This window comes from Actinomadura darangshiensis (assembly GCF_004349235.1).
Taxonomy (GTDB): Bacteria; Actinomycetota; Actinomycetes; order Streptosporangiales; family Streptosporangiaceae; genus Spirillospora; species Spirillospora darangshiensis.
Map to the genome: position 1 here is coordinate 1 of NZ_SMKY01000363.1, position 7,823 is coordinate 7,823.

A 7,823-nucleotide genomic window follows, 5' to 3' on the forward strand; every position below is an offset into this window, starting at 1 on the left:
GGCCGGGGAAGCGGCGGGCCGGGAGGTGGGAGGTGTCGATGGACATGGGCTCGCCGTCGGCGAGGCGGAGCCGGTGGACGCGCAGCACCCGTCCGCCAGGGCGGATGCACAGCAGGGTGGCGAGGCGTTCGTCGGCGCTGACGTAGCCGGCCTCCAGGATGCGGGTCTCCGGGCGGAGGCCGTGGTGGCGCATGTCCTCGGTGTAGCTGACGAGCTGGAGCTCCTGCGCGACCTTCGGCTTGGCGACGAAGGTGCCCTTGCCCTGGATGCGCTGGAGGCGTCCCTCGACGACGAGTTCGGCGAGGGCCTGCCGGACGGTCGTGCGGGACGTCTCGTACTTCTCGGCGAGAGTCCGCTCGGGCGGCAGCGGGCTGCCGGCGGGCAGCGACTGGATCAGCTCGACCAGCAGCTCTTTGAGCTTGTAGTACTTGGGGATGCGGGGCGCCTGGTTCGGGTGGCGCTTGCCGATGTCACCGAGCGAGGCCCGGTCGAAGCCGTGCTCGAACCCGCCCCCGTGCCGGGGCCCGCCCCTGACCTCCGTCACGGCATCTCCTCACGTTCAGCACCGGTTCTCCCCGATGTTACGTGTGCAGACTACGGCCGGTAGAACATGCGATCCCCGCCAGGGCCGCCCGGAGCCGTGTGAGGTCGGCCTCCTCCAGCGTGGCGCGGGCGGTGAGGCGCAGGCAGGCGCGGCCCTTGGGGACCGACGGCGGACGGAAGCAGCCGACGCGGAGGCCGTGCTCAGCGCAGACCTCGGCGGCCCGGACCGCGGCCCGCGGCTCGCCGAGGAAGACGGGCACGACGGCCGCGGCCGGGTCGGCGGTCTCCAGGCCGGAACCGGCCGCGAGGCCCGCCAGCCGGACGGCCAGCTCGCGGGCCCGGCCGGGCAGCCCGGGGTCGGCTTCGAGGACGTCCAGCGCGGCGAGCGCGGCGCCGGCGGCGGGCGGGTTCAGGCCGGTGTCGAAGATGAACGAGCGTCCGGTGTCCACCAGCGCGTCGATCACCTCGGGGGCGCCGAGGACCGCGCCCCCCTGGGAGGCGAGCGACTTCGACAGGGTGAGGGTGAGGACCACGTCGGGCTCGCCCGCGAGGCCGGCGGCGTGCGCGGCGCCCCGGCCGTGGTCGCCGACGACCCCGAGCGCGTGCGCCTCGTCGATCACCAGCAGCGCGCCGTGCGCCCGGACGGCCGCGTGCAGCGCCGCCAGTGGCGCGAGGTCGCCGTCCACGGAGAACACCGCGTCGGTGACGACGACCGCGTGCTCCTCCTCGCGGTCGGCGAGGGCCTGCTCGACGGCGGCGGTGTCCCGGTGCGGGACGATCACGACGCGGGCCCGCGACAGCCGGCACGCGTCCACGATCGAGGCGTGGTTGACCTGGTCGGACACCAGGAGCGCGCCGGGCCCGGCGAGCGCGGTGACGGCGCCGAGGTTGGCGAGGAACCCGGAGGAGAACACCAGGCCGGCGGCGCTGCCGGTGAACGCGGCGAGCCGCCGGTCCAGCTCGGCGTGCAGGCCGGTCGTCCCGGTGACCAGGCGCGAACCGGTGGAGCCGGTGCCCCACGCCCGGGCGGCGGCGACCGCGCCTTCGACGAGCCGGGGGTCGCCCGCGAGCCCGAGGTAGTCGTTGGACGCGAGGTCCGTGAGGCCGTCGGGGCGGGGGCGCAGCGTCCGGCGCAGCCCGGCCTCCGCCCGCAGCGCGGCCGCGTCCCGGAGCCGGGCCAGGGGGTCTCCTCCAGCGGTCATGCGGGAATCCTGCCAGGTGGCGATGGGCGCGAGGGACCGGGCCCCGCACCAGAGACCATGGGCGATGATGGTCGCGTGCCTACCTTGACCGATCTGGTCCGCGACCACACCGACCTCACCGACACCGACCTGGAGTGGCTGCACGCGCTGGTGTCGGACTGGCAGCTGCTGGCCGACCTGTCGTTCGCGGACCTCCTGCTATGGGTGCCGGTGGGGTCGGCCGACGCGCTGCCCGCCGACGGGGCTCCCCGCGGCAAGCGGGGCGCGGTCGACACCGGCGCGGCCGTCCCGGGCTGGGTCGCGATCGCGCAGATGCGGCCGACGACCGGGCCGACCGCCTACCCGGAGGACCTCGTCGGCAAGGTCGTCCGGACGGGACGCCGCGGGCTGATCGACGTGGCCTGGCGGGAGCGCCGGATCGTCCGGGAGGGCGACCCGGAGTGGGGCAGCGGTATCCCCGTCCGGGAGGAGTCGATCCCGGTGCGCCGCGGCGCGAAGGTCCTCGGGGTGATCCAGCGCAGCACGAACCTGAGCTCGGCGCGGACCCCGTCCCGGCTGGAGCTGACCTACCTGCAGAGCGCCAGCGACCTCGCCGCGATGATCGCCGAGGGGCGGTTCCCGGTACCGGGCGAGGAGCCGAACATGGTCCGCTCGCCGCGCGTCGGCGACGGGCTGATGCGGCTGGACCGCTCCGGCGGCGTCACCTACGCCAGCCCGAACGCGCAGTCGGCGTTCCGGCGGCTCGGCTTCCCCGCCGACCTGGTCGGCGAGGCGCTCGGCAAGATCACCGCGGACCTGTGCGACACCGGCGAGCCGATGGAGGAGGCGCTCAGCGTCGTGCTGTCGGGCCGGGCGCCGCGCGAGGTCGAGGTCGAGTCGCGCGGTTCGATCATGCAGCTGCGGACGATCCCGCTCGTGGTCGGCGGGACGCGGATCGGCGCCATCGTCCTGTGCCGGGACGTGACCGAGCTGCGCTGGCGCGACCGGGAGCTGATGACCAAGGACGCCACCATCCGGGAGATCCACCACCGGGTGAAGAACAACCTGCAGACGGTCGCGGCGCTGCTGCGGCTGCAGGCCCGGCGGCTGCGGATCCCGGAGGGGCGGGCCGCGCTGGACGAGGCCGTCCGCCGCGTCGGGTCCATCGCGATCGTGCACGAGACCCTCTCGCACACCCCCGACGAGCTGATCGACTTCGACGACATCGCGGACCGGGTGATCACGATGGCGGGGGAGGTGTCCACCCCCGAGACGAAGGTGACGCCGAAGCGGACCGGCAGCTTCGGCGTCCTGCCCGCCGAGGTCGCTACGCCGCTGGCGATGGCGCTCACCGAGCTGCTGCAGAACGCCCTGGAGCACGGCCTGACGAACCGGTTCGGGACGCTGGAGGTCGTGGCGCACCGCTACGGCGAGGTGGCGAGCGATCCGGGCGGCGTCCCGGTCTGGGGCGAGTGGCGCGAGCCGGGCACGAGCGAGCCCCGCGTCCCCGAGGACGAGCCCGGCGATGCGGAGCCGCCCGGCCCCCGCCTCGTGACGATCGTCGCCGACGACGGCGTCGGCCTCCCGGACGACTTCGATGTGGAGAGCAGCAACAGCCTCGGCCTGCAGATCGTCCGCACCCTGATCGTCGGTGAGCTCGGCGGCCGCCTCGACTTCCGCCCCCGCCCCGGCGGGGGCACCGAGGTCGTCGTCGACATCCCCCTGGACCACAACCACCGCCCCGGCCGGAGCTGATGGGGGCCGGCCGCGTCGTCAGTACGTTGAAACCGTTACTGCTTGTGCAACCGGCGCCTTAGCCGTCAACAACCTTGTGGTATGCGATCGCGTGCGAAGCCGGTTTCGAGCCTGCGAGAAACTGATCGCGCAGCGAGCCGCTAGGCGAGTCGAAGCGATGCTAGCGATCGCCGCGTTTCTCGACGATGGAGGGCCGCCAGGCCCGAAGGAGGAGAGAAATGCAATGAATTCAGATGCGTGCGCGGGCTCGGGCGCGGGACACGCGGCGGCGCACCGAGCGGCGCTCGTCTTCGCCCATGCCGCCCCAGACGCCGGAGTCCTGGCCGGACTCCAGGGCCCAGCGGAGGCAGGCGTCGCTGACGTCGCAGCCGCGGCATACCTGCTTGGCCTCTTCGATCTGCAGGATCGCGGGTCCGGTGTTGCCGATCGGGAAGAACAGCTCGGGGTCCACGTCACGGCAGGCTGCGCGGTGGCGCCAGTCCATGCGGTCCACTCCTTCGTCAGGTGGTGGAGACACTCCACTTTTGTGAACGGTTTCACATGTCGCGAACGCCCAGGGTGGCGACGGCCAGGTCCAAGGGTGGTTGTTCGGCGGCGCCGCACGCAGGTGACCGGCGGCGTTGGGGTCCCTGCTGGCTGGCGCACTTTGAGCGTTTCAGGAGGCACCGGCGGACGCAAGACCTTTGAGAACGGTTTCTCAAAGTATGGGTGTCGCATGTGTCACATCCGCGGGTCGGGCGTGTTACTTGGCTCTCACCTGGCGGCCCGCGCGCCCGCAAATGACCACCCGCGCCTCAAATGACGATGCGGATCGCCTTCGGGACCGAGCGGAAGGTCACGCTCCGATGTTCGCCAAGGTAGTCGCCGTCCAGCTGGAACGCCACGGGACGCTCCGCGCGCAACGTGACCTCCGCCGCATCGTGCACGTTCACCACCCGCCTGCCCTGGACGGGGCGCGAGCGGGGCGTCAGCATCTGGGCGAGGGCGCCGAGCGTCGGGCCCACCTCCAGCGAGCGCATCCCGAACACGTCGATGCCGCGCCCGAAGTTCGCCTTCGGACTCGGATTGACGGGAAGCCGCCCCATGAATGTCCACGGCGACGTATTGGAAATGAACGCCAGGAACAGGCCCGATATCGGCGGGCGGCCCGGCTGCTGCAATGTGAGCGCGGGACGGCGCCGATCCGTGCCGGCGAAGAAATGCCGGGCCGCGGTGCGCACATAGAGCGACGGGTCGGCCCGGACGCCGGCGGCGCGCCGCCGCTCCACCTCCCGGACGACCTCCGCGTCCAGCCCGACACCGGCGCAGAACGTGAAGTACCGCTCGGTGCCGCCCGGATGGCAGGCCGTGCCGAGCCCGACCGTCCGGTGCCGGCCGGCCCGCAGCGCCTCCAGCACCGCCTTCGTCGCGCCGATCGGGTCGTCCGGCAGGCCGAGCGCCCGGGCGAACACGTTCGCGCTGCCGGACGGCAATACCGCCAGGGCCGGCAGGCCGGGGGACGGGCCTTCGGCGAGGAGGCCGTTGACGGCCTCGTTGACCGTGCCGTCCCCGCCGAGGGCTATCACGACGTCGTAGCCGTCCACGGCCGCCTGCCGGGACAGCTCGGTCGCGTGGCCGCGGTGGCCGGTCTCGGCGAGGACGAGGTCGAGGTCGCCGGTGAAGGCCCGCATGAGGATGTCGCGGGCCCGCCGGGAGGTGGAGGTCGCCTTGGGGTTGGCGATGAGCATGGCGCGCACGGCGTCAGGGTATCGATCGTTCCGGATGCGTTCCCCCGCCGTTTCCCTCGGGGGCGGGCCGCGGCGCGGTGCGAGTAGGGTTTCGGGGTGTGACCAAGCGTCCCATCACCGTGCAGGCCGCCGCCGCCCTCGAAGCCTTGGAGGGCCTCGCCGCGGTCGGCTTCGGCGCCTACACCGGCGTCGAGACGGCCACCGGCGCCGCCGTCGACCCGGCCAGCGCGATCGGGGTCACCGTCCTCGCCCTCGCCGGCGGCCTCGGCATGCTCGCCTGCGCGCGCGGGCTGCTGCGCGCCGACCAGTGGAGCCGCGCCCCCGCGGTGCTGACCCAGCTGTTCGCGCTGCCGGTCGCCTGGTCGCTGTGGCAGAGCGAACGCCCCGGCATCGCGATCCCGATGGGCGTGATCGCGGTCCTCGCGCTGGTCGCCGTGCTCAGCCCGCCGAGCACCGCCTGGCTCGTCGAGGACCACGATGAGGAGGAGCCCGAGGACGACGGCGTCCCGGCGAAGGCGCCGCCCGCCCAGGAGCCGCGCTCCCTCGGGCAGCGCCTCATGGACCGGCTGAGGGAACAGCCCGCCAAGAAATGATCGAACGCCGAGGGCCCGGGGAGCACCCGAGGCCCTCGGCCCCTACTCGTCCGCGGTCAGGCCCTCGCGCAGCTGCGCGAGGGTGCGCGCGAGCAGCCGGGAGACGTGCATCTGCGAGATGCCGAGCTCCGCGGCGATCTGCGACTGCGTCATGTTGCCGAAGAAGCGCAGCAGGAGGATCTTCTTCTCGCGCGCGGGGAGCTTCTCCAGCAGCGGCTTGAGGGACTCGCGGTACTCCACGCCCTCCAGCGACTCGTCCACCATGCCGAGCGAGTCGGCCACCGCGGGGGCGTCCTCGTCGCCGGAGTCGGGGGCGTCCAGGGACACGGTGGAGTAGGCGTTCGCCGACTCCAGGCCCTCCAGCACCTCCTCCTCGCTCATCTGCAGGTGCGCGGCCAGCTCGCTGACCGTCGGCGCGCGGCCCTCGCGCTGGGCGAGGTCGCTGATCGCCTTCGTCAGCGACAGCTTCAGCTCCTGCAGCCGGCGCGGGACGCGCACGGCCCAGCCCTTGTCGCGGAAGTGCCGCTTGATCTCGCCGACGATCGTGGGCGTGGCGTAGGTGGAGAACTCCACGCCGCGCTCCAGGTCGAACCGGTCGATCGACTTGATCAGGCCGATGGTGGCGACCTGGATCAGGTCGTCCAGCCACTCGCCGCGGTTGCGGAAGCGGCGGGCGAGATACTCCACCAGCGGCAGGTGCAGCTCCACGAGCTGGTCGCGGATGCGCTGGCGCTCCGGGTCGCCCTCCGGCAGCTCGGTGAGGCGCTCGAACAGGGCGCGCGCCCGCTGGCGGTCGGGCACCGCGCTGTCCGACCGCTCGGTGCCCGTCGCGGCGACCGCGGTCTGCTCCGTCGTCGTCTTCTCCGTCACGGCGCCCCCGCCGCACCGCGCCGCTTCTGCAGCGTCACGGTGACCCGGTCGTCGGAGCCCACCCGGGCGTCCACCTCGCCCGCCAGGGACGACAGGACGGTCCAGGCGAACGTGTCGCGGCTGGGCTCCTCGCCGTCCACCGTGAGGACCGACACGGAGATCCGCATTGCCTCCCCGGTCAGCTCGAACTCACAGGTCAGGTCGGTCCCGGGCAGAGCCTGGGCGAGCAGCATCGCGCACGCCTCGTCCACGGCGATGCGCAGGTCCTCTATTTCGTCCAGCGTGAAGTCCAGCCTGGCGGCGAGACCCGCGGTGGCGGTCCGCAGCACGGACAGGTAGGCGCTCGCGGCGGGCAACTTCACCGTCACCACGTCGCGGACGGACAACTTCGTACTGGCCGGCATTGCAGCGGTTTCCTCGGTCACGTCACTCCCTCGCAGGATTGTCCCGCTGCCATCGAAACTACCGCCTGCGAAGCGTGCTGCGAGACTACGGCGCGGGTGTGTTTATTGCATTTCTCTCCTCCTTCGGGCCTTGGAGGCCCTCCATCGTCGGGAAACGCGGTGCGATCGCTGCATCGCTCCGGCTCGCCTTGCGGCTCGCTGCGCGATCAGGTTCTTGCTTCGCTCGAACCTGCCTTCGGACGCGATCGCGATTCCTGAGGTTGTTGCGTGGTTGCGGTGGTGGCTGGGGTCGGCGGGAGCAGGGCACCGCGGTGGGTGATGACTTGCGCGGCCATGGCGCAGGCGGCCTCGGCTGCCTGGCGGCGGTTCGCGCTGGTGAGGCGGGTTGCCAGGTAGGTGCCGTTGAAGGAGTCGCCGGCCGCTGTGGTGTCGATCACGGTCACGTCCGGGACGGCGGGGACGGAGTCCACGGTGGTGGCGTCGGCGATCAGGCAGCCCTGGTCGCCCAGTTTCACGGCGATCTCGCCGACCCCGGCGGAGCGCAGGCGGTCGATGGTGTCGGTGGGGGTCTTGTCGGCGAAGACCGCCTGGTCGTCGGTTTGGGTCGGGAGGGCTATGTCGGTGCGGGAGAGGACGGCGGACATGGCCTCGGCGGCGGACGCGGGGGAGGGCCAGCCGGTGGGGCGGTAGTTGCCGTCGAAGGCGACCAGGCCGCCGCGGCGGCGGGTCTCGTCCAGGACGGCCAGGAGG

9 protein-coding genes are annotated in these 7,823 nt (G+C 72.7%); 2 read left to right on the plus strand and 7 right to left on the minus strand.

Annotated features, from left to right (window positions below; all coding sequences use genetic code 11):
- Both E1293_RS41510 and E1293_RS41515 read right to left on the minus strand, forming a co-directional pair.
- The coding region (locus tag E1293_RS41510) for a GntR family transcriptional regulator (protein ID WP_132204748.1) at positions 1-469 on the minus strand (469 nt) is incomplete at its 3' end.
- 112 nt (positions 470-581) lie between these two features.
- Complete coding sequence (locus tag E1293_RS41515; RefSeq protein ID WP_132204738.1) at positions 582-1,745, minus strand: 8-amino-7-oxononanoate synthase; 1,164 nt, start codon at positions 1,743-1,745, stop codon at positions 582-584.
- 75 nt (positions 1,746-1,820) lie between these two features.
- Here E1293_RS41515 and E1293_RS41520 point away from each other — a divergent pair, with 75 nt between their 5' ends.
- Positions 1,821-3,479 (plus strand): sensor histidine kinase, encoded by a 1,659-nt coding sequence (locus E1293_RS41520; RefSeq protein WP_132204740.1) that lies wholly within the window; start codon positions 1,821-1,823, stop codon positions 3,477-3,479.
- A gap of 229 nt (positions 3,480-3,708) precedes the next feature.
- Here the strand turns inward: E1293_RS41520 and E1293_RS41525 are convergent, their stop codons facing one another.
- Positions 3,709-3,963 carry a WhiB family transcriptional regulator gene (locus E1293_RS41525; RefSeq protein WP_132204742.1) on the minus strand — a complete coding sequence of 85 codons (255 nt, stop codon included), beginning with the start codon at positions 3,961-3,963 and terminating at the stop codon, positions 3,709-3,711.
- A 310-nt stretch (positions 3,964-4,273) separates the two neighbouring features.
- Positions 4,274-5,215, minus strand: coding sequence for a diacylglycerol/lipid kinase family protein (locus tag E1293_RS41530; RefSeq protein WP_132204744.1), 942 nt, complete (start codon positions 5,213-5,215; stop codon positions 4,274-4,276).
- A gap of 89 nt (positions 5,216-5,304) precedes the next feature.
- On the opposite strand from E1293_RS41530, the gene E1293_RS41535 reads away from it, so the two are divergent.
- Positions 5,305-5,799, plus strand: coding sequence for a hypothetical protein (locus tag E1293_RS41535; RefSeq protein ID WP_243717354.1), 495 nt, complete (start codon positions 5,305-5,307; stop codon positions 5,797-5,799).
- Positions 5,800-5,841: 42 nt separating this feature from the next.
- On the opposite strand, the gene E1293_RS41540 is transcribed toward E1293_RS41535, so the two are convergent.
- The 3 genes from E1293_RS41540 to E1293_RS41550 all read right to left on the minus strand — a co-directional run.
- Positions 5,842-6,600, minus strand: coding sequence for an RNA polymerase sigma factor SigF (locus E1293_RS41540; protein WP_132204750.1), 759 nt, complete (start codon positions 6,598-6,600; stop codon positions 5,842-5,844).
- 65 nt (positions 6,601-6,665) lie between these two features.
- Positions 6,666-7,094 carry an ATP-binding protein gene (locus E1293_RS41545; RefSeq protein WP_132204746.1) on the minus strand — a complete coding sequence of 143 codons (429 nt, stop codon included), beginning with the start codon at positions 7,092-7,094 and terminating at the stop codon, positions 6,666-6,668.
- Positions 7,095-7,279: 185 nt separating this feature from the next.
- Positions 7,280-7,823 (minus strand): PfkB family carbohydrate kinase (locus E1293_RS41550; protein WP_243717356.1); only part of this gene is annotated, 544 nt, incomplete at its 5' end.

What these genes read in the sequence shown, in the direction of transcription:
- E1293_RS41515 (WP_132204738.1), bottom strand. Translation starts at nt 1,745, where the DNA reads ATGACCGCTGGAGGAGACCCCCTGGCCCGGCTCCGGGACGCGGCCGCG.
- E1293_RS41525 (WP_132204742.1), bottom strand. Translation starts at nt 3,963, where the DNA reads ATGGACTGGCGCCACCGCGCAGCCTGCCGTGACGTGGACCCCGAGCTG.